The sequence below is a fragment of the Gordonia sp. UCD-TK1 genome (assembly GCF_001691435.1).
Taxonomy (GTDB): Bacteria; Actinomycetota; Actinomycetes; order Mycobacteriales; family Mycobacteriaceae; genus Gordonia; species Gordonia hongkongensis.
Genome location: NZ_LZMP01000007.1, coordinates 1 through 23,174, shown reverse-complemented (window position 1 = coordinate 23,174; position 23,174 = coordinate 1). Strand labels below are relative to the sequence as shown.

Here is a 23,174-nt window from a genome sequence, read left to right as displayed (position 1 = left end):
CCCAGGCTCAATTTTACTGTCCGTCAACGTTTCCCGATGTCCTTTTGCCGCAGGTCGAGGCGTCGGCGGTACATCGGTGGACAGTCACGTACATACTGAAATTCGAGCGCGTTGCTGTACCGGTTGCTGTACAGCGAGGAAGTCAGGGACCCAGATGACTAGGGCAGAGTTACTACGCGAACTAGCAGACTCGCTATCTTGGCCCCGATCGTGTGCTCGGACACACGCAACATGTTGCGCACTTTGCCGTCTCCGGCAACTACTGGCGTAACGCTAGTGCAGGCCCACGGCTGCGCCTGGAGCTTGTGCGGCGTCCGAACCACGCCGAGGAATGCGGACGGACGCGCCTATCCCGTCAGCTTCCCGATGGCCTCGTAGTGGTGCAGCCGGCCGCGCACCATGTGCGCCTCGATGCTGCCCTCCACATCGAACTGCCGGCCCTGCCAGGTGATGCGGAGCTGAGGGTCGTCGGGGTTGAAATCGGCCAGCCTGGACATGGCGACCTGGTACCGCTGCACGACGGTCAGGCTGCCTTCGCCGATCTTCTGGTCGGTGTTCAAGGGCCACACATCAGCGGGGACGGTCTGGTCGATCCACTCGTACTCGTCGTTGCCGTGGGCATCCTCCCCGACCTTCACCGACGTGGACAGGGTCACCTTGTCGTGGAAGATCACAGTGCCCTCTTCCGGTAGCGGTTGAGGACGAACAGCTCTGCGAGGGTCCAGCCGGTGAAGCCGCCGAGTACAGACACCGATCCGGTGGTGGTGTTGATCTGTTCGGGGTTGGCGACCAGGCGTGCGGTTGCGGTGGTGATGACCGCGGCGATGTCGTCGGTGGGGATGCCGCCGGCGAAACCTTCACCGCGGGTGTAGGAGCGGGCCATTGCGGTGACGATGGCGGCGTGTTGCTCGGCGAGGGCAACCAACGCGGTGTCGGTGCCCTGGCCGAGGAACGCGGCGACCGTCTCTCCGGTCACGGCAGGCATCAGCTACCCGATGCCGCCGACAGGACAACCACACCCTCGGGGTGCAGCAGGCCGAGATCGTAGCGGGTGACGATCCGAAGACCGACCATATCGAACTCTGCGTACCGCTCGGTGAGGACGGTGATTGATGGGGCGACGTCGCGGGCCACGGCCACCTGGTTCATGTCGACGAGGATGGCCTTGCCGGCGGGGAGCTTGTTGGTGACGGTGACCGGGATGCCGAACAGCCGGTAGGTGGTGTCGGCGGTGAGGTCGGCTTCGAGAACGTATTTGCCGGTGGTGTCCTTGATCTTGCGGAGCGCGATGAAGTCGGCCGAGGACAGGAACCAGCGGTTGGGGGTGACCTCTTCGGCGTGGCACAGCGCGATGGCGTCGAGCAGGCTGTCGGGGTCGGTGACGTCGAGTTCGCCGGTCTGCACGCCGGTCTGGTTGATGATTCCGGTAATGGAATCGGATGCGCCGGTACCGGCCAGGAGTGCGTCGTCGAGGGCGTTGGACACGTCGGTAGTCAGCCGGGTCTTGAGCACGCTGTCGATACCGATAACCGACTGCCGCACCAACTCATTCGTGTACTTCAGAATTAATTTGATGGACTTGCGGGCGGTGGGCATGAGGCGGATCTCGTCGAAGTCGACCTCGGCGGTGTCGGGGATGAGCCCACCTTCGCCGACAAAGGTCGGTGTGGACCCGGACACCAGCCGCGGGATGCGGAGGACGCCGGAGGTGTCGAAGATCTGCGGACCCGAGGACAGGACGACGCTGGCGGCTTCGAGGGGCTGCACCAGCAGCGAGGACACCTGCTCGGCGAGCAGTTCGGGGTTGGTGGCGGTGGTTTCAGTCACGGTGGTCTCCTGGGGAGTTGAAGGGAATGGTCAACTTCGCCACCAGGACGAATCAAGGGGCCGCACACCAGGTGCGGCCCCTCCATCGTATCCCAGCATGTGGGACGGGACTAGCTCATCGGCCACCGAGCAGACCGAGCAGGCTCACATCGCCCTTGCCCACCGACGCGCCCTGGCCGACGTCCCCAGCGACCCGACGTGCCGCGAGGTGGGGCTTCTTCGCCAGCAGCTCATCAATCGCGGCGGTGAGGTTGTCGCCTTCGAGGTGGGTTTCGTCGAAAGGTAGGTCACTGGGGTCCTGGAGCCGGCCGGTCTGCTCGACGAGAGCACGGTGCAGCCGGTTGGCGAGTTCGTCGGCCCGCTGGGCACGCTGCCTGTACTTCCCATTCTCCTGCCGAAGCTGCTCAACATAGGACCGCGGGAACGTGTCCGGGTCCTCGATTTCGGTGCCGTCGCCGGAAAGGTCCGCCTCGGAGTCAGGTTCGGGCTGAACCTCTGTCTCCGTGACGTCCTCGATAAGGTCGTCGGTCACCTGATCCCCTTGGCTCGTGCTGTCTTCCATGTCTCTTTGATCCCTTCTGCGATAACGGGTTTCGGGGTGCAGGTGCATCCCTTGTGGGTTTGGAAGCGGTGCTCGGCGGGCCAGACACGGCCTTCGCGCCACCACCACGTACACAGTTGGCAGCACCCGGCCGACCTCTGCCGAACCCACCCTCGAGTGCGACCTGAGCGGACCATCGCGTCGCTGTAGCTCCTGGCGGCGGTCTCCAACGGTTCGGCCCGACCGAGACGGCCCACCACCGCCTCCGATGCCGCTGTCCCGGCCGCCACCTCGAGGACGGTCGACGCCGCTTTCGTCAGCCGGTCGAGATCGTCAGGCGGAGTGGTGGTCACGACCGCTGCCGGTGTCCCCAACTGCGCCATGACCTCGGCGGCGTAGGCGAGGTTCGCCAGAGCGTGCGCCTGACCGTTGGAGACGGTGATCGCTGAGGCAATCCACTGGATGCACTCGTCCCGCGACAGGCTGCCCGTCAGAAATGCGTTGTACGCGGCCAACACCTGACGCTCCGATCTCTCCGACAGAGCGATAAGGGTGTCCCGATACATCAGGACACCAACTTGCCGAGGTCGACGGCCATCGTGTTCAACACGTCGCCGCGGCGGGCAGCACCGATCTCGGCGACCTCGGAGTCGGAGTACCCGAGACGCTTCAAGGCGTACGACGCCGGGAGCAGACCAGCCTGGTACAGCTTGACCACCGCATCAGCCTCCTGAGCGATGGAGCGGGTAGCGGCGTCAGCCCATGTCACCCGGACATCGACCAACTGAGGGTCGGCACCGTCACGGACCCCAACGATGAGGCGGGCCACGTCCTCCCAGGCTCGGCCGAACGCGGCCTGGCGTGCTTCGGCGCGTGCCGTGAGACTGGCCTCAGCTGCCCTGAGGGCATCCGCCGATGCCGGGGTATCCGACAGTTGGCCGATGTAGTGGGCCGGTAGCGCGCTGACCGCCATGATCTGACCGAGCAGCACATCAACAGCAGACTGGTAGCCGTCCAGTCGTGCGGCCTCGAGCTGGCCGAACTTCGCGGTGTCGTTCTCCGAGATCATCGCCCGGTTGCCCTCGGGGATCGGGTTGACCGCTTCTCCCTCCTGGTTCTCTTCGAGTTCGATGCCGGTGGCCCAGCGTCGCGGCCGGCCCACGTATTCCGAGGTGGTCATCATGTCCACGATGATTTTGTTCAGCGCGTCCACTAGCGGCTTGAGGTCTTCGATCTCCGAGACGCCGTTGTCCAGGAGCCGGTCCCCGTTGCGCAGGCGCACGACCGGGACGACACCAAGCGGATTCGGGATTTCCTCAATCGTGTGGAACCCGGCGGTGACCGCGCCGGTTTGCTCGGCCCGCAACCGCAGAATCAGGTCCGGCAGAAACACTGTCGCCTCGGTCGTCGTGGCGGTCTCCCACCGCTTCACCGCGGCAGTGATACGGCGGGAACCGGGATCGGTGAGGACCGCAACCTGTTTCGCGGACTCGATGGTGACCTTCGGCCGGCCGAACTGGTCGGCCCACACGATGACGTACGAGGCACCTAGCAGCAGTGCCTCCCGGTGGGCAATCCCGGATTCCTGATCGAGGTCGTTCCGCAGCCAGTCGGTCCACACGTCCGCTCCGGTGAACCCGGTAACCCGCAACCTTTCGGCCAGGGAGGTGACCGCTAGGCGCGGCACGTTGGTGGCGAGACGACCGAACCTGTCGCCCAACGCTTTCCGCGACTCGGGCGAGAGGAACGCCAGCGGCTGGAGACCGGCGTAATAGCGGTCCAGCTCGGCGTAGCGGGCGGCCGGTTCGTCGATCTTCTGCAAGAGGGTGGTGAGTAGGTCAGTGTTCATTTGAAGCTCCTTGTCTTGGAACGTTTTTTGTGGGTTGCACGCCAGGTGGCGCGAGAGTGGGCCATGACCAGGCAGGCGGCGAGGTCGATCTTTCGGGCCGACTTCGAGCGGCTTGCCTTGGATAGGCGGATACCGCGGGCGTCCTCGACGATCACCGCAGCCGCAACGTGTTCAGCTAGGGTCTGGTCGCCGGAGTGCGTCAGGCGGGCGTTGGTGGCCGCTGAGAACAGATCTGTTGTCGCCGCGGTCAACCGGGCTGGGCTATGCGGGAACTCGACGACCGGCAGGTTCTCTGATTCGAGGATCTGCAGGGTGCGGGTCCAGCGAAACGGATCGGCGATGATCTCGACAACCCGCCAACGTCGGCAGGCATCACGGATGGTCTGCTCGACCTCGGCGACCGGGACGCGGTAGTTCTCGTCGTTGGCCGGCCGTTGCCACACCTTGAGCTTGTCGACATGCGGCTCAGCCGACACCGTAGCCACCAAGAGTGCCGTCGTGTCATCGGAGAACGAACCGTCTAGGGCGATCACCACATCCGCGCCATCGGGAACCAGGTCGCCTGTGCTCAGTGACTCCCACACACCTGCAGGCAGAAACGCGCCATCGGTGTCAGTAGCGAACTGACACAACCGGGCGCGCCGGAACGTCGCCTCGCGCGTCTTCGGTGGCAACAGGGCCACCAGAGCATCCCGGTGGAGAAAGTCATCAAGCGCCGGGTTCGCCAACTCCCAGCAGTGGGTGCAATCGACCGGGTGATCCTCAAACCCGGCGGCCGAGTACTCGCGCCACACCAGGCTCTTGTCCTCGGGATGCTCGGCAGCATGGTTGCGCAGATCCGCGAGCACCTGATCGTTGACCTTCGGGCCGGGCGTGCCGATACAGACCAGCGTCGAGCGCTCACGCTTTCCCTGCGCCAGCGTCAGCACCTCGTAGGCGTCCCGGTTCGCCACACCAGCCTCGTCGAGGATCGCCAGCGTGTAGTCCAAACCCTCCAACGACGCCGGAGACGCCGGCAGGCAATGGAAATACGAGTCGGTCGTCGGCCAGTAGAGCCGATCCTTGAACACCTGAACCCGCGCCGACAACTCGTCGTCCAACTCGACCATGCGACGGGCGATGTTGAACACGATGCCGGCCTGGCGCTCATCGACCGCGACCACCGCCACCACCGACCCCTCACCATCGGTGAAGAACCGATACAGGCCATACGCGGCGACCAGGGTGCTCTTTCCCTGCCCTCTCGGTAGCATCCACCCCGCCGTGCGCGGCATCACCTCGGCGTCCTCCACCGAACCGATCAGGTCGAGCTGCCAATCCCGCAACCGGAGCGCCTTCTTCGCGTTGGTTCCCTTCGGTACCTTGATGAACTTCTCAGCGAACGACGCGAACCGCTTCGACCCCGTTGACCTGGGACGGAACGGCAGCGGAGTATCGTCCACCTTCGCCTTCGGACCGGCCTTCACCGATACCCCCCAGGGGTGTGTAACGGTCTCTGCGCCTTGCCTTCGGGGCTTGGCGGTGCATCCGAAGGTGCATCCCCCCTGGTCAGAGACTTGTCCATCCGGTTGTGGCAGGGCCAGCACAGCGGGTGATAGTGGTCAGGGTTCGTGCTGTAGGGGCCGTCTTCTCCGGTCAGCTCGTCGGCGTCGAGGTGGTCGTATGCCCAGCTTTGAGCCTGCTGACCGCAACAGATGCAGGCATGGCCGCTCGCGGTGCCCTTGGCTCGATACACCCGCCGGTGGGCACCGTTGTAATTGATCGGACTCTTGTACCCACTGATCGTGATGCGCCAGTGATAGGTACACAGACCGTGTGAGCTGTGACGCGCACGAGTTGTGCAGTCTTCGGCCCGGCAGGTCGTCTTTGGATACTGGGTCATCGTGCTGCGCCTCGCGATCGGTTGCAGCGGCCGCATACGACGTCAATATCCCGCAGCCGGATCGTCTTACCTGCGGCCTTGCGTCGCCATGCTTCGGGCGAGTGGTCGGCCTGCAGGTCGTCGGTTGCGCCACAGTCCGAACAGAATGGCTGGAGTTTGCGAGCCTTGCGAGACAGTCGATCCCACTTGTTGTCGTAGCCGCGCTCGTATCGGGTGCGCTGATGATCATCGGGTTGGTGGTCGGGGCAGCGGGATTCGGGGCTGGGTTCGCCGCAGATGAGGCACGGCTTGGGCATTAGTCGTCGTCCTCCTGCTCGGCGTGCAGGTGGTTGAGTTCTGCGTAGAACTGGTCGATGCGCTCGTGGAGTGCGAGGAGCTGGTCGGCGTCGCGGTCCGGGAGCTGGTTGACGAGTTTGTAGAGCCTGGTCTTGGCGCGGGCGCGGAGGCGTCGTTCCTCGGTGCGGCCGAGTGGTCGAGTGCGGGCTGGCATCTCGCTAGGTGTGGTCATGGTGGTGCCCTTCGAGGGTGTCGGTGATGGTGTTGATCAGCTGTATGGCTTCGGTCTCGGTGAGTCCGATGCCTGCGACTGTGACCGCGGTGCGGTGGTCGCGGGGTGGCGTGACTGCGAGGGTCACGAGGGGTGGTCGGGGCATTAGTCGCCGGCCTCGGCCAGTCGGCACTGGCGTAGGAATTCCGTGCGGTCCCACTGTCGGCCGTGACGCAGTGCTCGGGCCTCGAGTCTTTCGAGCCAGTTGGTGTAGGCGGCGAGGACTTCGCCCTCGAGTCGTGACCAGTGCACGAGTTCGGCGCACTGGTCCTGTGACCAGTACGGGTAGCGCGGTAGTTGGAGGATGCTGTTCTGGGCTGACCGGTTGAGCAGGTCGCGGCGGTCTTGGGGCTGGTTGGCCCAGAACTCGCAGGCAGCGCGAAGGTCATCGTCGCTTGTCATTGGGTGGTGGTCTCCTTCCATGTTTTGAAGGCGAGGCGTGCACGTTCGTCTCGCCAGTTGAGTCGAGATTTGGTGTCTCGGGCCGACTTCGGTGGTGGGTCGAGGGCAGCGACCGCGGCGACGTCTTCGGGGTCGGCCCGTTCGCTGGGGTTGTGCTCGTCGAGCTTCGGTTCTGAGACGAACTGTTCGTTGCCGAGGATGGTGAACTTCCCAGCGAGTGGTTCCTTATCGCCGCCGGGTGAACGTCGCCGGAGGCCCCCGTGCCGGTCTTTGTGGATCGCGAGGTATGCCGATCCGCCTTTGTCCGGGGTGAAGGCGCTGTCGACGCTGACCCGGATGCTGGTGCCGCCGATGGCCCTCTTCTTCGCGGCGGTGCCGGTGGCTCCGAACTTGCGGGAGTCTGCGCCTTTGCTGAGGTGGTCGATGGCGATGACGCAAGCGCCGGTTCGGGTGAGGGGTTTGATGACCCTCGAGTGCACGTCCGTGAACTCGTCGGCCGAGTTGCTGCCAGCGCCGTACAGCGGCATGAGTTCACCGATGCTGTCGACGACTGCGAGGGCGGGTTTCCAAACCTCCTGATGCTCGACGATCGCGGCCATCTGGACGCGGTCCCCTGGCTCGACGTACAGGAACCGGTCAGGATCTCGCAGGGTGTCCTCATCGGCTCCGAAGTCGATGAGGCGGCTGATGGTGGACTGAGGCCCGTTGTGGTCAAGGTCGAGCCGTAGGACTCTGCCACCTGCTGCGAGAACTTGGACCGTCGCGTAGTCGCAGAGAAGGGTTTTTCCCGACTCCGGGTCGCCAAACACGACGTTGTACTGGCCGCTGTAGAACAAGCCGACACCGTCTTTGCGTAGGCAGATGTCAGGCGCGGGCGGTTCGGGGATTCCGGCGTCGAGCAGGGTGGCGACGTCGATGTACCCGCACTGATTCGGGTCGGGGTGCACTCCGGGTGAGTCTCGATGAACGTGCAGGTCAGGACGGTGGGGTGCACCCGTACCTATAGGTGGGGTGCACCCCGGGTCGATTGGGAATCCGTCCTCGTCGTACTCCTGCCCGTATGGCAGGCTCACCGGCGACTCCCTGGCCCGATGCGCGGCGGTGCTAGTTCACCGAGTTGGTTGCAGGTGTCGTTGCGGTGTCCGTGTCGATCAGGCCGGTAGCAGCCGCAGGGTGGTTCGGGTGCAGGTTGCCACCACCGGGTCTGTTGGCACCGATGCTCGAGTGGGTCTCGAATCCATGCGGCGCAGGCCGAGCAGCGGATCGGTGGTAGTCGGAGCGCGGCGTCTCGTCTGCGTCGGCGGGCTGCGCTATCGTCGTAGTAGGAGTGGTTGTGACTTCTGGAGGCGGTCCCGTTAGTGGCGGGGCCGCCTTCGTCGTGAAGGGTCATCTGACCTCCATCAGAGCGTGGATGTAGTTGTCGATCGAGTCGCCGGTTATGAACGAGCGGCGGCCGATGTTGACGCGGGTGAGTTTGTCTTCGGAGACCAGCCGATAGATGGTCGTCCGTGAGATCCCGCCGAGGGCTGTCTGCGCCTCGACGATGGGAACGAGCTTCATGTCACCCCCTTTCGGGTGAGCGGGTTGTCTTGCATTTCCCCTGTTGCTCAATCGTTTTCACGCTGTGGACTTGTCAAGGAACCGTGTTGCCGGGTGGTCTCGGGGTGACGCTTCCGCGCCCTGCCCGTGATCGTCCTGGTGTTTCAGCACGTACCCCGGTGACCACAGACTGCTTGCACTGAAATCCCAAAGCAAGTATCTTCATTCCACAGTAGGAAACTCACAGCTCAGAGAGGTTCGCGATGCCCAGACCTAAACCCGCCAGAGCCATAGGCGGGGAATCCAATCTTGCCGAACGAATCCGACGCGAATTGAACAGCAGAGGATGGAGTCCGGCCGAGTTGTCGAGGCGACTTGAGGTGGCAGGTTGCCGGATTGGCGTCTCATCCGTATACAAAATCCTCGACATCGACAAGCCGAGGAGCATCTCGGTCGATGAGTTCATCGGCCTGGCAAGGGTTTTCGAGACAACCACGGAGGAATTGCTCACCCCCGTTGAAGCGCTCGACCAGGCCCGGGCCCAAGAGCTACTTCAAGCGCTCGATGAAGCTGACGATCACATGATTAAGGGCGTCCAGGACTCTATCGAGGCTCACGTGCAGCTATTCGAGTTGCGCCACGACTCCCCCGATCTGTGGGACTACGTCGTCAACCATCACTACCGGCCCGGACCGCCCAGTGGCCCAGACGAATCCCCAATGATTGGTGTCGAACTGGACGACGGGACCATCGTGAAGGTCGACGACACCGTTCTCAGGGAGGCTCTGTCGAACCTTCACGAGTCGATAATTCGGCAGGCTGCCGCGGCCTTCGAGGCTGGTTTCGGTGAGTAAGAACGCGAACGGTGAGGGTTCGATCTACAAGCGCACCCGCAACGGGAAGGCGATCGGCTACGCGGGTGCGCTGACCTACCTCGACGAGTCCGGGACGTCCAAGCGTCACACGGTGTACGGCCGGACTCGGGCAGAGGTCCGCGAGAAGTTGAAGGCGGCGCGTGACCGTCTCGACGCCGGAGCTCCGGTCCGCGACGCGAGCAGGACGGTTGGTGACTGGATGAGGCAGTGGCGGTCCACGACGTTGGCGGCGTCAGATCGCAAGGAGTCGACACAAGATCTGTACAGCAATCTGTCGCGGCGTCACCTCGAAGTCGAACCGTTCGGCACTACGAGGCTCGACCGGTTGAAGCCGTCCGACATCGAGGCCCTGATTCTGTCGATGCGTGCCCAGACGAAGGTGCGAGGCGGGGAGACTGTCCGGGCGTTGTCGGACTCGACGATCCGGCAGGTGTACACGGTGCTTCGCGCCGGCCTGGACGGGGCGGTGCGGGACGGCCTGGTCGCGGTGAACCCGGCGGTGAAGGTGAAGCGTCCAGGTATTGCGCGCCAAGAGGCTAAGCACTTACCGGCTGACGCTGTGCAGCAAGTGCTGACCACCGCGGCGTCGTCCCGCTATCACCCGGCGCTGGTCCTCATCGCGGCCACTGGGCTACGGAAAGGTGAAGCGCTCGGGCTGTCCTGGCAACGGGTCGATCTCGAGGCCGGGACGCTGACGGTTCTGGCGACTCTCGGGCGCATCGGCAACCGACTGGTGATCTCGGAGCCGAAGACAGCGCGATCGAGGCGGACGGTGCCGCTATCCCCCGCCGTCGTCGCGATGCTGCGACGACACAAGGCCGCACAGGCCGAAGAGAGGTTGCGGGCCGGGAACCAGTGGCAGGACTCGGGGCTGGTGTTCACCACCGAGTTCGGTGGACCTGTTGACCCTCGAAACTTGCTGCGTGTTCTCGAGGCGGCCGCGGCTGCGGCGGGTGTCGACAAGGTCGGGGTGCACACGCTGCGGCACTCAGCGGCGGTGGCGTGGCTTGAGTCGGGTGTGCACATCAAGGCGGTAGCGGACCTGCTCGGTCATTCTTCGATTGCGATCACTGGTGATGTGTACGGCCACACCAGTGATGACACTGCACGCTCGGCGGTCGCGGGGTTGTCCGAGGCGCTGGGTTTGTGATGCGTTGCTGTACCGGTTGCTGTACATACCCCCTGCGGGTAGCAGAAAGGCGGCTCCGGATTTCTCCGAAACCGCCTCTGAACTGCTGTGTTTTCTGTCGGGCTGACAGGATTTGAACCTGCGACCACTTGACCCCCAGTCAAGTGCGCTACCAAACTGCGCCACAGCCCGTTGCTCCCTGGAGAAGCGGAGCGATGTAAAGCCTAGCCGACGAGCACGGTCCCGAACCAATCGCCTGGTCAGGCCTCATTTCAGGCCGGTGGCCAGATGTAGTGTGTCGTTGCTTCTGCCGCCACGAAGCGCTACATCTGACACCGGCTGCTAGACCGTCGAACGCTTCTTGAAGAAGATCCACCCGGCGGTCACCAGAACGGCACCCACGAGGGAACCGATGATGCCACTCGGGCGGAGCTCGAGGCCGTCGCCCGAGAGCAGGCTGATGAGCAGTCCGCCGACGAAGGAGCCGACGATGCCGGCCACCAGGGCGAGACCCCAGTCGACGGTGCGCAGGTTCTTGCCGCCGAGGAGGATCTGCGCCAGGGCGCCGATGACCATGCCGAAAACGATGATTGCCAGGATGAGCACGAGACGCAGTATCTCACAGCAGGTGTCGTGCGCCACCGGCACGCGACACGTCCACCGGAGATGGGCAGGTCCGCCACCTGCGCGGTGGCGGACCTGCCCAACGGTGGTGGAGTCGCCGGACGGAGATCAGCGTTTGCGGCGCTGCTCCCGCTTGTCTCGGACTCGGACGTTGATCCGGACGGGCGAACCGTCGAAGTTGAACTCCTCGCGCAGGCGCCGCTCGAGGAACCGGCGGTAGCCCGCCTCGAGGAAGCCGGTGGTGAACAGCACGAAGGTCGGCGGCCGGACCGAGGCCTGGGTCGCGAACATCACGCGCGGCTGCCGGCCCCCGCGCAGCGGCGGCGGGTTGGCGGCGATGACGTCCTTGAGCCAGTTGTTCAGCGGGCCGGTCGAGATGCGCTTGTCCCACGAGTCGAGCGCGGATTCCAGTGCGGGCACCAGCTTCTGGACGGCCCGGCCGGTCGACGCCGAGATGTTCACCCGACGCGCCCATGGCACGCGGGCCAGTTCGCGGTCGATCTCCTTGTCCAGCTGGTACCGGCGGTCCTCGTCGACGAGATCCCATTTGTTGAACGCGATCACGAGGGCGCGGCCGCTCTCGATGATGAGCGACAGCACCCGCAGATCCTGTTCGGTGATCGGTTCCGATGCGTCGATCAGCAGGATGGCCACCTCGGCCGCGTCGAGCGCCGACCGCGTCCGCAACGACGCATAGTACTCGTGGCCGCTCGCGGTCCGCACCTTGCGGCGCAGACCGGCGGTGTCGACGAAATTCCAGGTCTTGCCGCCCAGTTCGACGAGTTCGTCGACCGGATCCACGGTTGTCCCGGCGACATTGTCGACCACCGACCGCTCGGTGCCGGTGAGCTTGTTCAGCAGCGAACTCTTGCCGACGTTCGGCTTGCCCACCAGGGCGACGCGACGCGGGCCACCGAGAGTCGGCGCCTCCCGCGGGGTCTCGGGCAGCTTGCCCAGGATGATGTCGAGCAGATCACCGGCGCCGCGGCCGTGTGCGGCCGACACCGGGTACGGCTCACCGAGTCCCAGCGACCACAGCGACGCGGTGTCGGACTCGAGTCGCTCGCTGTCGACCTTGTTGGCACACAGGATGACCGGGGTCTTCGAGCGTCGCAGGACCCGTGCGACGGCCTCGTCGGTCGCGGTCGCGCCGACCGTGGCGTCGACCACGACGACGATCGCGTCGGCGGTGCGCATCGCCAGCTCGGCCTGCGCGGCGACGGCCTGCTGCAGGCCCTTCGCGTCGGGTTCCCAGCCACCGGTGTCGACGACGGTGAACCGCCGGCCCGACCACGACGCCGCGTACGACACCCGGTCCCGGGTGACGCCGGGGATGTCCTCGACCACGGCTTCACGACGCCCCAGGATGCGGTTGACGAGAGTCGACTTGCCGACGTTCGGCCGCCCGACGATCGCGACCACCGGCATGTGTTCGACACCGGACGCGTCGTCGGCTCCCCCGACATCGGTCAGTTGCCAGTCGGATTCGTCCGACCAGGTGCCGTCGCCGGGTAGCGCCGCGAGGTCGTTCGAGTAGTCGTCACTCACCGTTCCACTGCTCCGATCCGGGTCGCGACGAGGTCGCTCAATTCCGCGAGCACCTCGTCGAGGGTCTTGTCGCTGGTGTCGACGACGGTCGCGTCGTCGGCCGCGCGCAACGGCGAGACCTTGCGTGTCGAGTCGAGATGGTCGCGGCGGTTCACGCTCGCCAGCACCGCGTCGTAATCGCTGTCGCGACCGCCGGCGAGATTCTGCTTGTGCCGGCGCTCGGCCCGCGCCTCGGGTGTCGCGGTGAGGAAGATCTTGACGTCGGCGTCGGGGAACACCACGGTACCGATGTCGCGCCCCTCCACGACCACGAACCGACCCTGCGCGTTCTGCTGTTGCAGCGCAACCAGTTTGGTGCGCACCTCGGGCACCGCCGACACCGCGGAGACGGCGCTGGTGACGTGGTCGGTGCGGATCGGCCCGGAGACGTCGCGCCCGTCGAGGAAGACCTTGGCGCCGTCCCCATCGGGGACCAACTCGATGGCGACGTCGGCGACCACGCGGGCGATTCCGGCCGGATCATCCAGCGCGACACCGGCATCGAGAACGGCGAGGGTCACCGCGCGATACATCGCGCCGGTGTCGAGATAGCTGGCGCCGACCTCGGCGGCCAGGAGTTTGGACACCGAGGACTTGCCCGTGCCGGCCGGACCGTCGATGGCCACGACATGCGTCGTCCCGCCGGCGGACTCCGAAGCTCCGTCGCTCACAGGCCGACCGCCTTGTACAGTCCACCGACCTCGTCGTTGCCGAGGACGCGCAGGCTGCCCGGGCGCTGCTCACCCAACGCGACCGAACCGACATGGGTGCGAACCAGTTTGACGACCGGGAAGCCGACCTCGTCCATCATGCGCCGCACCACGCGGTTGCGACCCTYGTGGAGGGTGATCCGCACCAGCGACTGGCCCTCGTGGACCTCGATCACGGTGAACTTGTCGACCGTCACCGGGCCGTCGTCGAGTTCGACGCCCTCGCGCATGCGACGTCCGATCCCGCGGGGCACCTCGCCCTTGAGCGTGGCGAGGTAGGTCTTGGGCACCTCGAAGGACGGGTGCATCAACCGGTGCGCGAGTTCACCGTCGTTGGTCAGCAGCAGCAGACCCTCGGTGTCGGCGTCGAGGCGGCCGACGTGGAACAGACGCTGACCGGCCATGACCCGCTCGGCGACCACATCACCGACGCAGGGACGGCCCTGGTCGTCGGACATCGTCGACTGCCAGCCCTTGGGTTTGTTGAAGGCGAGGTACTGCCGGGTCTCGTCCATGATCACGCGGGCACCGTCGACGCGGATGATCGCGGTGTCCGGGTCGATGCGCAGCCCCTGCTCGGTGACGATCTCCCCGTCGACCTCGACACGACCCGCCGCGATCAGTTCCTCGGCGCCGCGGCGCGAGGCCACCCCCGCCTGGGCGAGCACCTTCTGCAGGCGGACGCCGTCTTCGACGTAGTTGGCGCCGGCACCCTCGCCGTGCTCAGGTGTCTGGTGCCGCGCCGGTCGGGCGTTGTTCAGCCGGATCCGGCCCACTTCGGCGTTCGGCTTCGACGACCCCTTGCGGTGGGGCTTCTTGGTTCGCGGCTGTTGTGCGGGCGCGCCCTTGCGGCGTTTTCCCGGTGAGCCATCTCGGCCAGCGGATGCCATGTTCTCTCAGTCCTGTGAGTCGGTGGTGGTGCCACCGTCGATGATCAGTTCATTCGAGTCTGACGGTTGGGTGGACAGTTTGGCGAATCGGGGATCCGAGAGCAGCTCCTCGTCGAGGTCGTCGATCAGGTCGACGTCCGGCAGCAGGGGCGCCAGATCGGGCAGTTCCGACAGTGACGCCAGCCCGAGCCGTTCCAGGAAGAGTTCGGTGGTGGCATAGGTCGTCGCGTTCGTGGTCGGTTCGCTGCCGACCTCGTTGATCAGTCCGCGAGCGACGAGGGTGCGGATCACGCCGTCGACGTTGACGCCGCGGATGGCGCTCACCCGTGCCCGGGTGACCGGTTGCCGGTAGGCGATGACCGCCAGCGTCTCGAGCGCCGCCCGCGTGAGCTTCGACCGCGCGCCGTCGAGCAGCAGCCGCTCCACGTAGGGGGCGTACTCCGCCCGGGTGTAGTAACGCCAGCCGTCGCCGGCGAAGCGCAGATCGATGCCGCTGCCCGACGCCGTGAGCTCCGACGACATGGCGTTGAGTGTCTCCCGGACCCGCGTGCGGTCCTGGTCGACGGCGTTCGCGAGTTCTTCGGTGGTGACCGGGGTGTCCACGACGAGCAGCACCGCCTCCAGGGCGGAACGGAGTCGCGCGTCGTCGAGGTACTCCCCTTCGCCCTGCAGAGTGGTCTGCTCGGGTTCGGCCGGTCCCGGGTCCTCTCCCTCGGCTACGCCGGTCGGGTCGTGGTGGTCGACCTCAGGAGCGTGATCAGTCATCCGTAGTCCTCTGCCTTGTCGATGCGCAGGTCGTCGGCACCGCGCTCCCCCGTCCACATCACCGCGAGATCGCCGAGTGCCTCGGGTTGTTCGAAGGTGATGGCCTGCTCCCGGAACAACTCGAGCAGGCCGAGGAAGCTACCGACGATCTCCAGCACGTTCTCGCAGTCCGCGGTCAGCTCGCCGAAGGTCAGCCATGTGCCCGGTACCGCACTGAGGAGAGATGCCATCCGACGTGCCTGGCCCGGAACCGACACCTTCTGGACGTCATGCAGATGGTCGAGGCCGACGGTGGGCACCGGACGCGGCGTCAGCCCCGCCGCGGCGACCTGCGCGAAGCCGTTGGCGTCGACACCGAGGGTGACCTCCGGCAGCAGATCCTCGAAGCGCTTCTCGAGCGACACCGCGCGTGGGTAGCGCTGCAGGGCGGCGGCCTCGAGTTCGCCGAACAGGGCGGCGACCTGCTTGTAGGCGCGGTACTGCAGCAACCGCGCGAACAACAGGTCCCGGGCTTCGAGGAGTGCGAGGTCCTCCGGATCATCGACCTCGCCGGAGGGCAGCAGGCGAGCCGCCTTGAGATCCAGCAGCGTCGCCGCGACGACGAGGAATTCGGTCGTCTGGTCGAGCCCCATCTCCGGGCCGAGTGCGCGGGTGTAGGCGATGAAGTCGTCGGTCACCTCGTGCAGCGCCACCTCGGTCACATCGAGGCGGTGCTGCGAGATCAGGTTCAGCAGCAGGTCGAACGGACCCTCGAAGTTGCGCAGCTTGACCCGGAAACCGGACTCCTCGGCACCGACCTCGGACGACGCTTCCGCCGCGCTCGAAGCATCTTCGGGCACAACCGAATCGGACGCGCCGGGTTCGGATACGGCGGTTTCGGACACGGCGGGTTCGGGGACTGCCTGGTCGGTGCCGGTCGTCATGCGGGCGTGACGTTGCGGGCGATCACCTCGCGTGCGAGCGCCCGGTACGCCTTCGCGCCGGCCGACCGCGGCGCCCACGAAGTGATCGGTTCCCCGGCGACGCTGGTCTCCGGGAACCGGACGGTGCGGGCGATGACGGTGTCGTAGACCGCGTCGCCGAACACCTCGACGACGCGGGCCATCACCTCACGGGAGTGCAGTGTGCGGGCGTCGAACATGGTGACCAGGATGCCGCCGAGGTCCAGGCGCGGGTTGAGCCGGTCGCGCACCTTGTTGATCGTGTCGGTGAGCAGAGCCAGCCCGCGCAGGCTGAAGTACTCGCACTCCATCGGGATGAGCACGGTGTCGGCGCAGGCCAGCGCGTTGACAGTGAGCAGACCCAGCGACGGCTGGCAGTCGATGAGGACGACGTCGTAGCGGTCGAGCACGGGATGCAGTGCCCGGCCGAGCGACTGCTCGCGACCCACCTCGGTCACCAGCTGGATCTCCGCGGCCGACAGGTCGATGTTGCTGGGCAGCAGGTCGAGACCGTCGACGCGGGTCCGCATCAGGACCTCGTCGGTGGCCACCTGCGGCGGTACGAGGAGGTTGTAGACGGTCTGTTCCAGCTCGTGATGCGGCACACCGAGTCCCGCGGACAGCGCACCCTGCGGGTCGAGGTCGACGAGCAGGACCCGACGACCGTATTCGGCAAGCGCAGCACCGAGATTGATGGTCGACGTCGTTTTGCCGACGCCGCCCTTCTGATTGCAGACCGCGATCACCGTGGCGGGTCCGTGACGGTCCAGCGGAGCGGGCTCGGGTACGTCGCGATACGGCCGCCCGGTGGGGCCGATCTCGTCGGCATCGTGCTCGGCCTCGTCGGTGTCGTTTCCGGGCGACACCTGGATGCTGTACTGATCTCCCGGACGGGCGCCAGACCCTCCCGGACGGGCGCCAGACAGGGGTGCGCTCGGAGTGGTCACGTGTCCGCCGCTCCCTTCGCTGTTCGATGCCGCTTCTCGGTAGTTCAGTTGTCCGTTCACGGCCGAGCCTCGTATCAGCCTAGGACATCTCCCCGGTCATCCCGGCGTCGGCGCGCCCGGGGGATCCGCGGGGTCAACGCGCCCTCGGATGGGCGACGGCATAGACCTCCCGCATCGTGTTGACCGTCACGAGCGTGTACACCTGCGTGGTGGTGACCGAGGCATGGCCCAGGAGTTCCTGCACGACGCGGACGTCGGCGCCGCCGTCGAGCAGATGGGTCGCGAAGCTGTGCCGGAGGGTGTGCGGCGAGACCGCCTTGTCGAGGCCGGCTCGTTCGGCCGCGGTGACGAGCACCTGCCAGGCGCTCTGCCGCGAGAGCCGCCCACCGCGCGCGTTCAGGAACACCGCGGGCGTCGCCCGTGACACCAGCGCGGGTCGCCCGCGGACGAGGTACGCCTCGAGTGCCTGGACGGCGGGCCCGCCGAGCGGCACGAGACGCTCTTTCCCGCCCTTGCCCCGGAGGCGAACCGCGCGCATGTCGTCGAGATCGAGATCGTCGAGATCGAGGGAGGTGGCCTCGGAGATCCGCGCCCCGCAGCTGTAGAGGAATTCCAGCAGCGCGCGGTCCCGCAACCCGCGCGGATGGTCCTCGACGCCGGCCGAATCGAGAATGGCGAGCACCTCGTCGACCGGCAGGGATTTCGGCAGGCGCCGCGCCGCGCGCGGCGGCCGGACATCGTGCGCGACGTCGGTCGGCACGATCCCCTCGTCCACCGCGAACTTGTGAAAACGCCTGGTGGCGACCAGGGTTCGCGCGATCGAACTGTCCGCCAGCGGGGCGAACCCCGCCTCGGCGTCACCGCGACGGAGTTCGACGAGGAACTCGCGGATGTCCTCTTCGGTCACGGCGTCGAGTGACGGGATCCCCCGCCGGTCGAGATACCCGCGATACCTCTCGAGATCGCGCCGGTAGGACGACACTGTGTTGGCCGCCGCACCCCGCTCCACCGTCAGGTGATCGAGGTAGCGCGCGATGTCGGCGGCCAGGGTCACGACCGGCGGCCCCCATCGTCGGCACGTCGGTTCCGTAACGCGGTCGGCTCGTCCGGCCACGGGGCGTCGACGCCGCGGAGGCCGGCCGTCGACCCGCCGGCTGCGGCCGCGGCCAGGATGCCGGCCACGCTCGTCGCGTTGACGATCTCCCCCGACAACACCTTCGCGACGGCGTCGTCGAGCGGCACCCACTCGATCGACATGTCGGCTTCCTCGTCGACGCGTTCGGCCGCGTCGAGATGGTGCAGCCCCTCGGCGAGATACAACCGCAGCGCCTCGTCGGTGAAGCCGGGTGACAACGCGAGGTCGACCAGGACGTGCCACGAGTCGGCGGCGAGGTCGGCCTCCTCGGCCAGCTCGCGCTGGGCGGCGGCCAGGGGTTCTTCGTCGGCCTGATCGAGCAACCCGGCGGGCAACTCGAGCAGACGTCGGCCGATCGGGTGACGGTACTGCCGCACCATCGCCACCCGGCCGGCGTCGTCGCGCGCCAGGATCGCGACGGCGCCGAAATGTTCGACGACCTCCCGCTCGGCGACGCGCCCGCCCGGCATCTCGACGTCGTCGACCCGGAGGGTGATGATCGCGCCGTCGTAGACGGTGCGGCTCTCCTTGACCTCGAAGTCGTGGCCCAACGCGGTCAGTCCCTGCCGGCAGGGTCGTCGAGGACTGCCTCGCCCAGCCCGGCCACCGGTTCCACCGTGACCGCGTTGACGGCGGCCACCGCGTCCGCGGGAGCGTCGTTCGACTCGTAGTCGTCACCGAGGTCGACCGGAAGACGTTCGGCCGCCTTGTACTTCAGGGCCGCCTCGATGAACGACCGGAACAGCGGATGCGGGCGGGTCGGCCGGCTCTTGAGCTCCGGGTGTGCTTGCGTGGCAACCAGATACGGGTGCACCGACTTGGGGTACTCGACGAATTCGACGAGGTGCCCATCGGGCGAGGTACCCGAGAACACGAGCCCGGAGTCGGCGATCTTGTCGCGGTAGGCGTTGTTGACCTCGAAGCGATGACGGTGACGCTCGGACACCTCCCGCGTCCCGTAGGCCTCGGCGACGACGGACCCGGCCTTCAGCACGGCGTCGTAGGCACCGAGTCGCATGGTGCCGCCCAGGTCGGCGTCGCCGGCCACCGCGTCGGCCTGATCGGCCATCGTCGAGATCACCGGGTGCGGGGTCTCCGGGTCGAACTCGGTCGAGCTGGCCTCGTCGAGGCCGACCGAACGGGCCGCCTCGATGACCACACATTGCAGCCCGAGGCACAAGCCCAACAGCGGGATCCCGCGCCGCCGTGCGTACGAGATGGCACCGACCTTGCCCTCGATGCCGCGGATGCCGAAACCGCCGGGGATCAGGATCGCGTCGACGTCGCCGAGGGCGGCCTGCGCGCCGGCTTGGGTGGCGCACTCATCCGACGGCACCCACTTGATCTCGGTGCGCGCCTTCCAGGCGAAGCCACCGGCGCGGATGGCCTCGGTCACCGACAGGTAGGCGTCGGGGAGATCGACGTACTTGCCGACCAGCGCGACACGCACTGTCTCGCGCGGCTCGTGCACACGGCGGAGGAGCTCGCCCCACACCGTCCAGTCGACGTCGCGGAACGGCAGACCGAGCTTGCGGACCACGTAGGCGTCGAGGTGCTCGCTGTGGAGCACCTTCGGGATGTCGTAGATCGACGGGGCGTCGGGGGTGGAGATCACGCCGTCGAGTTCGACGTCGCACATGAGCGCGATCTTCTTCTTGAGCCCTTCGGGCACATCGCGGTCGCAGCGCAGGATCAGCGCGTCGGGCTGGATGCCGACGTTGCGCAGCGCGGCGACCGAGTGCTGGGTCGGCTTGGTCTTGAGTTCCCCCGACGGCGCGAGGTAGGGCACGAGCGAGACGTGCAGGAAGAAGACATTGTCGCGGCCGACGTCGTGGCGCACCTGTCGCGCGGCCTCGATGAACGGCAGCGACTCGATGTCGCCGACCGTGCCACCGATCTCGGTGATGACCACATCGGGCACCTCACCGTCGGCGTCGGGTTCGGCCATGGCCAGCACGCGCGACTTGAGCTCGTCGGTGATGTGCGGGATGACCTGAACGGTTTCACCGAGGTACTCGCCGCGGCGCTCCTTGGCGATGACCGACGAATACACCTGTCCGGTGGTCACATTCGCCGACTGCGAGAGATTGCGGTCGAGGAAACGCTCGTAATGTCCGACGTCGAGATCGGTCTCGGCGCCGTCCTCGGTCACGAACACCTCACCGTGCTGGAACGGATTCATGGTGCCCGGATCGACGTTCAGATACGGATCGAGCTTCTGCATGGTGACCCGGAGGCCCCGCGAGGTGAGAAGCTGACCCAGGCTGGAGGCCGTCAGGCCCTTGCCCAGCGAAGAGGCGACGCCACCGGTCACAAAGATGTGCTTGGTGTCGTGTACATGGCGAAGTGGTCGCAAAAGAAGTGTCTCCCGTCGGCCGAATCGGGGCCGATGCCCTGAYTACCTACGGGACTCCAGGGTAACACCACCGACGCCCGACGCCGCACCGCCACACCGTCGACGGGTGTGGCGGTACTCGCGTGCGGTGGCGGACTCGATCTCAGGCAGCCGGTCGTCCGTCGGCACCGACGGTGATCGCGGTCGCGCCCGGTCCGGTGCCGTAGGAGCCGGTCGTCCCGTCGGCCTCGGCGGCCAGGGCGAGGATCGTCGTGATGAGACCCGTCGGCTGGTCGATGTTGTCGACGGTCGAGACCGCGTTGGCCAGCGACGGATCCGAGCGGACGATGGCGATCGGCGACCCGCCCGCCGCGGAGCCGGTGCGTCCGACCAGTACCCCGCCGACCCCGCGTGCCGACAGCGTGGCGGCCAGGCGGCCGACCAGCGTGCCCTGCGCACCGGAGTCCGGACCGAACTCGTCACCGGTCACCACCACCACCAGATCGGTCGGGGTGATCGCGTTGTCGGCGTAGTCGATGAACCCACCGTCGCGCAGTGTCGCCAGCCCGGTCCGACGGTCCCCGGACGACGCCGGTCGCGCTGTCTCGTTCGACAGCACGAGGGCCCCGAGCAGGTCCCCGACCCGGCCCCCGGAATCGGTCAGTTCCGCGCGCAGCATCGTGCCCGGCGGAATGGTCTGGTCGACGATCGTCCGCAGTTCCTCGGACTTGCCGTCGGTGAGCAGTGCGTCGGTCAAACCGATCTGTCCGCCGAATCGGGCACCGGCACCCGAGATCGATTCTTTGACCGCATCGACATCGGCATCCGCCGCGTTCGGTGCGGTGACCACCAGCACGGACTGCCCCTTGAGCTTGTTCGCGATCAGCCGGGGTGTGATGGCGAGGTCGAAGCTGTTGGAGGCGTTGAGCTTTGCGTTGAGATCGTCGCGCTCGCTCTCCAGGTCGCCGATGCGGTCACGACTCGTGCCGGTCATCGAGTTGACGCGGTCCCCGACGAATCCCGAACCCAGGAACAGTCCCAGGGCGAGCGCGAGGAAGACCGCGACCAGCGAGATCGCATGCTGTCGTAGCGAGATCATCGGCTACCGGTTCCAGACCTCTCGAGCCCAGTCGAGCAGCGCATTCCACTGCACGACGATCCAGTCGGTGATGTCGGTGCCCGCGTTCGACAGCAGCACGGCGGCGATGACGGCGACGAGTGCCGCGAGCACGACACACGCGATCGCGGCACCGGACACCCGACTGCGGTAGAGCGTGGCGACCGCCTTCGCGTCGACGAGCTTCTGGCCCACCTTCAGTCGGGTCAGGAACATCGACGGATTGCTCTCCCGGCGCGACCGGTCGAAGAAGTCGTCGAGCGATCCCGGGTAGCCGACGGTGACGATCAGGTCGGCGCCGTGGTAGTCGGTGAGCAGCAACGCGAGGTCGCCGGCCGACCCGGCGGCCGGGAACGTGGTGGCCCCGATGCCGAGGTCCTGAATGCGTTCGAGCCCGGTCGCGTGTCCGTCGGTGTCGGCCGGAAGCACCAGCTGTGCACCGGATTTCAGCGTCGGAGTCTTCATGGTCTCGGGATCGCCGACGATGATCGACGGCTTGTACCCGGCCTTCATCAGCGTGTCCGCACCGGCTCCGACGCCCACCATGACGGGCTGGTACTCCTTGATGAACGGTTTCAGCGAGCGGAGGTCGGCGGCACGGTCGGCACCTTCGCCGACGATGACGACGTGACGGCCTGCGACGTCGACGTCGATCTCCGGCACACCGACCCCGTCGATCAGCAGCGGCGACTCGCTGCGGATGAACTCGATCGTGTTGCCCGAGAACGCCTCGAGATGGTCGACGAGGCCCGCCTTGGCACCGATCATGATGTCGGCGATGTCGCGCTCCTCGAGCTCGGTACCGAGGGCGAGTCGCCGTTCGCCGACGAAGAGCCGGTCGTTGTGGACCCGCACCTTGGCACCGTCCTTGACCCGCTTGAAGATCTCCGGACCCACATCGTCGAGCAGCACGATGCCGGAGGCCACCAGGACCTCGGGTCCGAGGTTGGGGTAGCGGCCGGTGATCGACCGCGAGGCGTTGACCACGGCCACGACGTTGGCCTCGACGAGCGCGTCGGCGGTCACCCGGTCGAGGTCGACCTCGTCGAGGATGGCGATGTCGCCCGGCCCGACGCGGTTGAGCAGCCGTTTCGTGTTCTTGTCGATTCTGGCGATACCGGTCACGCCAGGCAGTTCTTCGGTGTTACGCGCGAGCAGTGCAGGCATCTTCATGACGGCCATGATCGGCCGAAGGCACGCCTCAGCCGGGGAGGCGCGCCGTAACAACAGCAACTTTTGTCACACACGTACCATGTGTTTCACCGTCCGCGGTGCTCAGTCGGCGGCGCGCTCCGCCTCCGCGGTGGCCAGCAATTCCTCGGCGTGGGCGCGCCCGGTGTCGGACTCCCCCAGGCCCGCGAGCATGCGGGCCAACTCCGCCACTCGCTCGCTCCGATCGAGCGTGCGCACACTGCTGGTGACGAGCGCCCCCTTCTTGCTCTTGCCGATGACCAGGTGGTTGTCGGCGAACGCCGCGACCTGAGGGAGGTGGGTCACCACGATCACCTGGTGTGCGATCACCTGGTGTGCGA

General features: G+C 66.5%; 25 protein-coding genes, 1 tRNA gene and 1 pseudogene. 2 read left to right on the top strand and 25 right to left on the bottom strand.

The features are described 5' to 3' along the window. Nucleotides 1-347: 347 nt before the first annotated feature. From A9310_RS06040 to A9310_RS25010, 11 genes are all read right to left on the bottom strand, one after another. Complete coding sequence (locus tag A9310_RS06040; RefSeq protein WP_065629814.1) at nucleotides 348-674, bottom strand: head-tail adaptor protein; 327 nt, start codon at nucleotides 672-674, stop codon at nucleotides 348-350. Next, a complete protein-coding gene (locus A9310_RS06035; protein WP_065629813.1) occupies nucleotides 671-985 on the bottom strand; it encodes a hypothetical protein in 315 nt (104 codons plus the stop codon). Before A9310_RS06035 ends, A9310_RS06040 begins: the two co-directional genes overlap by 4 nt. Further along, a complete protein-coding gene (locus A9310_RS06030) occupies nucleotides 985-1,827 on the bottom strand; it encodes a phage major capsid protein (RefSeq protein ID WP_065629812.1) in 843 nt (280 codons plus the stop codon). Before A9310_RS06030 ends, A9310_RS06035 begins: the two co-directional genes overlap by 1 nt. Nucleotides 1,828-1,942: 115 nt before the next feature. Next, entirely contained in the window at nucleotides 1,943-2,389 is a 447-nt protein-coding gene (locus A9310_RS06025) for a hypothetical protein (protein ID WP_065629811.1), read from the bottom strand. A 544-nt stretch (nucleotides 2,390-2,933) separates the two neighbouring features. Continuing rightward, complete coding sequence (locus A9310_RS06015) at nucleotides 2,934-4,217, bottom strand: phage portal protein (RefSeq protein ID WP_065629809.1); 1,284 nt, start codon at nucleotides 4,215-4,217, stop codon at nucleotides 2,934-2,936. Further along, nucleotides 4,214-5,683: a terminase large subunit gene (locus A9310_RS06010; RefSeq protein WP_065629808.1), complete on the bottom strand. Its 1,470-nt coding sequence runs from the start codon at nucleotides 5,681-5,683 to the stop codon at nucleotides 4,214-4,216. Before A9310_RS06010 ends, A9310_RS06015 begins: the two co-directional genes overlap by 4 nt. A 711-nt stretch (nucleotides 5,684-6,394) precedes the next feature. Beyond that, entirely contained in the window at nucleotides 6,395-6,607 is a 213-nt protein-coding gene (locus tag A9310_RS06005; protein ID WP_139104548.1) for a hypothetical protein, read from the bottom strand. Then, nucleotides 6,594-6,734, bottom strand: a complete 141-nt coding sequence (locus A9310_RS26120; protein WP_217492960.1) for a hypothetical protein — start codon at nucleotides 6,732-6,734, stop codon at nucleotides 6,594-6,596. The genes A9310_RS06005 and A9310_RS26120 overlap by 14 nt, the downstream gene beginning before the upstream one ends. A 17-nt stretch (nucleotides 6,735-6,751) precedes the next feature. Then, entirely contained in the window at nucleotides 6,752-7,048 is a 297-nt protein-coding gene (locus A9310_RS06000; RefSeq protein ID WP_065629806.1) for a hypothetical protein, read from the bottom strand. Next, nucleotides 7,045-7,995, bottom strand: a complete 951-nt coding sequence (locus A9310_RS05995) for a recombinase RecA (protein ID WP_254661185.1) — start codon at nucleotides 7,993-7,995, stop codon at nucleotides 7,045-7,047. The genes A9310_RS06000 and A9310_RS05995 overlap by 4 nt, the downstream gene beginning before the upstream one ends. 439 nt (nucleotides 7,996-8,434) lie before the next feature. Then, nucleotides 8,435-8,608, bottom strand: coding sequence for a helix-turn-helix domain-containing protein (locus tag A9310_RS25010; RefSeq protein WP_083207272.1), 174 nt, complete (start codon nucleotides 8,606-8,608; stop codon nucleotides 8,435-8,437). A gap of 242 nt (nucleotides 8,609-8,850) precedes the next feature. On the opposite strand from A9310_RS25010, the gene A9310_RS05990 reads away from it, so the two are divergent. Then, nucleotides 8,851-9,441 (top strand): helix-turn-helix transcriptional regulator, encoded by a 591-nt coding sequence (locus tag A9310_RS05990; protein WP_139104546.1) that lies wholly within the window; start codon nucleotides 8,851-8,853, stop codon nucleotides 9,439-9,441. Continuing rightward, nucleotides 9,434-10,612 carry a site-specific integrase gene (locus A9310_RS05985; RefSeq protein WP_065629804.1) on the top strand — a complete coding sequence of 393 codons (1,179 nt, stop codon included), beginning with the start codon at nucleotides 9,434-9,436 and terminating at the stop codon, nucleotides 10,610-10,612. The genes A9310_RS05990 and A9310_RS05985 overlap by 8 nt, the downstream gene beginning before the upstream one ends. 97 nt (nucleotides 10,613-10,709) lie before the next feature. Here A9310_RS05985 and A9310_RS05980 read toward each other — a convergent pair. The 14 genes and pseudogenes from A9310_RS05980 to A9310_RS05915 all read right to left on the bottom strand — a co-directional run. After that, nucleotides 10,710-10,783 (bottom strand) — tRNA-Pro (locus A9310_RS05980). A 150-nt stretch (nucleotides 10,784-10,933) separates the two neighbouring features. Continuing rightward, nucleotides 10,934-11,197: a GlsB/YeaQ/YmgE family stress response membrane protein gene (locus A9310_RS05975; protein WP_065629874.1), complete on the bottom strand. Its 264-nt coding sequence runs from the start codon at nucleotides 11,195-11,197 to the stop codon at nucleotides 10,934-10,936. Nucleotides 11,198-11,323: 126 nt separating this feature from the next. Beyond that, nucleotides 11,324-12,763 carry a ribosome biogenesis GTPase Der gene (gene der / locus A9310_RS05970; protein WP_065629803.1) on the bottom strand — a complete coding sequence of 480 codons (1,440 nt, stop codon included), beginning with the start codon at nucleotides 12,761-12,763 and terminating at the stop codon, nucleotides 11,324-11,326. Next, the gene (cmk, locus tag A9310_RS05965; RefSeq protein WP_065629802.1) at nucleotides 12,760-13,473 is read right to left on the bottom strand and encodes a (d)CMP kinase; all 714 of its coding nucleotides are present in this window, start codon (nucleotides 13,471-13,473) and stop codon (nucleotides 12,760-12,762) included. The genes der and cmk overlap by 4 nt, the downstream gene beginning before the upstream one ends. Next, entirely contained in the window at nucleotides 13,470-14,402 is a 933-nt protein-coding gene (locus A9310_RS05960) for a pseudouridine synthase (protein WP_065629801.1), read from the bottom strand. The genes cmk and A9310_RS05960 overlap by 4 nt, the downstream gene beginning before the upstream one ends. 6 nt (nucleotides 14,403-14,408) lie before the next feature. Continuing rightward, nucleotides 14,409-15,167, bottom strand: coding sequence for an SMC-Scp complex subunit ScpB (gene scpB, locus A9310_RS05955; protein WP_065629800.1), 759 nt, complete (start codon nucleotides 15,165-15,167; stop codon nucleotides 14,409-14,411). Then, nucleotides 15,164-16,090: a ScpA family protein gene (locus A9310_RS05950; protein WP_083207271.1), complete on the bottom strand. Its 927-nt coding sequence runs from the start codon at nucleotides 16,088-16,090 to the stop codon at nucleotides 15,164-15,166. The genes scpB and A9310_RS05950 overlap by 4 nt, the downstream gene beginning before the upstream one ends. Further along, nucleotides 16,087-17,034: a ParA family protein gene (locus tag A9310_RS05945; protein WP_065629872.1), complete on the bottom strand. Its 948-nt coding sequence runs from the start codon at nucleotides 17,032-17,034 to the stop codon at nucleotides 16,087-16,089. The genes A9310_RS05950 and A9310_RS05945 overlap by 4 nt, the downstream gene beginning before the upstream one ends. Before the next feature lie 154 nt (nucleotides 17,035-17,188). Then, on the bottom strand, nucleotides 17,189-18,109 hold the full coding sequence (xerD, locus tag A9310_RS05940) for a site-specific tyrosine recombinase XerD (protein ID WP_065629799.1): 921 nt from the start codon (nucleotides 18,107-18,109) through the stop codon (nucleotides 17,189-17,191). Further along, nucleotides 18,106-18,741, bottom strand: coding sequence for an NUDIX hydrolase (locus A9310_RS05935; RefSeq protein ID WP_065629798.1), 636 nt, complete (start codon nucleotides 18,739-18,741; stop codon nucleotides 18,106-18,108). Before A9310_RS05935 ends, xerD begins: the two co-directional genes overlap by 4 nt. A gap of 5 nt (nucleotides 18,742-18,746) precedes the next feature. Then, nucleotides 18,747-20,546: a CTP synthase gene (locus A9310_RS05930; RefSeq protein ID WP_083207270.1), complete on the bottom strand. Its 1,800-nt coding sequence runs from the start codon at nucleotides 20,544-20,546 to the stop codon at nucleotides 18,747-18,749. Between the two features lie 142 nt (nucleotides 20,547-20,688). Next, nucleotides 20,689-21,624 (bottom strand): copper transporter, encoded by a 936-nt coding sequence (locus A9310_RS05925; protein ID WP_065629797.1) that lies wholly within the window; start codon nucleotides 21,622-21,624, stop codon nucleotides 20,689-20,691. 3 nt (nucleotides 21,625-21,627) lie between these two features. After that, nucleotides 21,628-22,815, bottom strand: a complete 1,188-nt coding sequence (gene steA / locus A9310_RS05920) for a putative cytokinetic ring protein SteA (RefSeq protein WP_065629870.1) — start codon at nucleotides 22,813-22,815, stop codon at nucleotides 21,628-21,630. A 102-nt stretch (nucleotides 22,816-22,917) separates the two neighbouring features. Continuing rightward, nucleotides 22,918-23,174, bottom strand: a pseudogene (locus tag A9310_RS05915) (DNA repair protein RecN); the annotation flags it as partial.

Excerpts from the sequence above, each read along its gene's own strand:
- A9310_RS06035 (WP_065629813.1), bottom strand. The coding sequence starts at position 985 with ATGCCTGCCGTGACCGGAGAGACGGTCGCCGCGTTCCTCGGCCAGGGC.
- A9310_RS06025 (WP_065629811.1), bottom strand. The coding sequence starts at position 2,389 with ATGGAAGACAGCACGAGCCAAGGGGATCAGGTGACCGACGACCTTATC.
- A9310_RS06015 (WP_065629809.1), bottom strand. The coding sequence starts at position 4,217 with ATGAACACTGACCTACTCACCACCCTCTTGCAGAAGATCGACGAACCG.
- A9310_RS06005 (WP_139104548.1), bottom strand. The coding sequence starts at position 6,607 with ATGACCACACCTAGCGAGATGCCAGCCCGCACTCGACCACTCGGCCGC.
- A9310_RS06000 (WP_065629806.1), bottom strand. The coding sequence starts at position 7,048 with ATGACAAGCGACGATGACCTTCGCGCTGCCTGCGAGTTCTGGGCCAAC.
- A9310_RS25010 (WP_083207272.1), bottom strand. The coding sequence starts at position 8,608 with ATGAAGCTCGTTCCCATCGTCGAGGCGCAGACAGCCCTCGGCGGGATC.
- A9310_RS05990 (WP_139104546.1), top strand. The coding sequence starts at position 8,851 with ATGCCCAGACCTAAACCCGCCAGAGCCATAGGCGGGGAATCCAATCTT.
- scpB (WP_065629800.1), bottom strand. The coding sequence starts at position 15,167 with ATGACTGATCACGCTCCTGAGGTCGACCACCACGACCCGACCGGCGTA.
- A9310_RS05950 (WP_083207271.1), bottom strand. The coding sequence starts at position 16,090 with ATGACGACCGGCACCGACCAGGCAGTCCCCGAACCCGCCGTGTCCGAA.
- A9310_RS05925 (WP_065629797.1), bottom strand. The coding sequence starts at position 21,624 with ATGATCTCGCTACGACAGCATGCGATCTCGCTGGTCGCGGTCTTCCTC.
- steA (WP_065629870.1), bottom strand. The coding sequence starts at position 22,815 with ATGAAGATGCCTGCACTGCTCGCGCGTAACACCGAAGAACTGCCTGGC.